The organism is Streptomyces cahuitamycinicus (genome assembly GCF_002891435.1).
Lineage (GTDB): Bacteria > Actinomycetota > Actinomycetes > Streptomycetales > Streptomycetaceae > Streptomyces > Streptomyces cahuitamycinicus.
On sequence record NZ_POUC01000815.1, the window covers coordinates 1 to 1,502 of the forward strand.

Here is a 1,502-nt window from a genome sequence, read left to right on the forward strand (position 1 = left end):
GCGGCGTCGCGAACATCAGCAGCATGATCGTGCCGTGCATCGTGAACGCCTGGTTGAACTGCTCGTTCGACATGATCTGCAGACCGGGCCGGGCGAGCTCGGCGCGCATGAGCAGCGCCATCACGCCGCCGATGACGAAGAACGCGAACGACGTGGCCAGGTACAGCGTGCCGATCGTCTTGTGATCAGTGGTCGTCAGCCACTTGAGGTGCCTCATGCCCCGCCTGTGTCCGCGCCCCGTCCGCGCGTCACACTTCACTGACGCGACGAGCATCACGAAACCGGGTGTGACGATCGAGAAGGTGCCGGACAAGAACGGGACATGAGCAACGACGAGATCTTCGCCGCTGCCTACCGCGAGCACTACTGGGCGGTCAGCCGCTATGTCGCACGGCGACTGGACGCACGGGCCGGTGACGTGGAGGAAGTGGTGGCGGAGGTGTTCACGGTCGCCTGGCGGCGCCGGGCCGACCTCCCCGCCGCCGCGCTGCCCTGGCTGTACGGCGTGGCACGCAACTGCCTGGCCAACGCGGTACGCGGACACGGCCGCCGCCGCCGACTCGTCGACCGGCTCGGCAACGACCACACCGCGCACGGGCGCCACATCGCGGCGGGCCCCGAGGCCGACACACCGGGCGGCTGGGTGCACGAGGCACTCGCCCGGCTCTCCGCCGCCGATCAGGAGGTGCTGCGCCTGACGGCCTGGGAGGAACTCGGCATCGACGAGGTCGCCGTCGCCCTCGGCTGCGGCAGCCGGGCCGCGTCCATGCGGCTGCACCGGGCCCGGCGCCGCCTCAGAGCCGAGATCGACCGCATGCGTCCCGAGCCCCCGACCGCCGAGCCCCCGACCGCCGAGCACTCCTGCATGACCGCCCCGAAGGAACACGGCCATGGCTGACGAACTCGAACTGCTGCGCGGCGCCGACCCGGTGCCGCCCGACGGCCCCCACTACGGCGACGGTCCCCTGGACCACAACGCCGAGCGCCGGCTCGAACAACTGCTGCGGGACGGACGGGACCGGCCCTTCGGCCGGCTGCGGCAGCGGCTGCTGCCGGGCCCGGGATGGCCCCGGCTGGCCTGGGGCCTCCTCGCCACGGCCGTCGTCGCCGCTCTGACCGTCACCTTCGTACTGAGCGGCCCGAGCACCACGCCCGCGGTCGCCGCGCCCCGCCCGCTGGTGATCGAGTCGGGCTCCACACCCGTGCCCCTGGACCGGCTGGCCGACCGCGCCGCGGCAGCCGCCGGGGCCGACGACGCGCCCCGCCTGCGCAAGGGCACGCACGTGCAGTCCTGGAGCCTCGGCATGTCGGACGACAAGCCCCCGATCACCCTGCCCGAGGAGCGCATCGTGCGCTGGCACGCCGACGACAGCCACACCGAACTCGTCGTGGCCACGGACCCCAGGCATCCTGGCCGCCCGGTCCTCTCGGACGAGGGCGGCGAGCCGCACCCCGTCGACGACGGTCACGTCCTCCTCGACCGGACCTACCCGCCCAGCTGG

Annotated in this window: 2 protein-coding genes and 1 pseudogene; 2 read left to right on the top strand and 1 reads right to left on the bottom strand. The window is 72.9% G+C overall.

Annotation, left to right across the window (positions count from 1 at the left end):
- On the bottom strand, positions 1–217 hold a 217-nt coding region (locus tag C1J00_RS43105; protein ID WP_180989919.1), incomplete at its 3' end, for a cbb3-type cytochrome c oxidase subunit I.
- Between the two features lie 105 nt (positions 218–322).
- On the opposite strand from C1J00_RS43105, the gene C1J00_RS43110 reads away from it, so the two are divergent.
- Positions 323–898, top strand: coding sequence for an RNA polymerase sigma factor (locus tag C1J00_RS43110; protein WP_245936744.1), 576 nt, complete (start codon positions 323–325; stop codon positions 896–898).
- Positions 891–1,502 (top strand): annotated as a pseudogene (locus C1J00_RS43115) (CU044_5270 family protein); the annotation flags it as partial. The gene C1J00_RS43110 and the pseudogene C1J00_RS43115, both read left to right, overlap by 8 nt.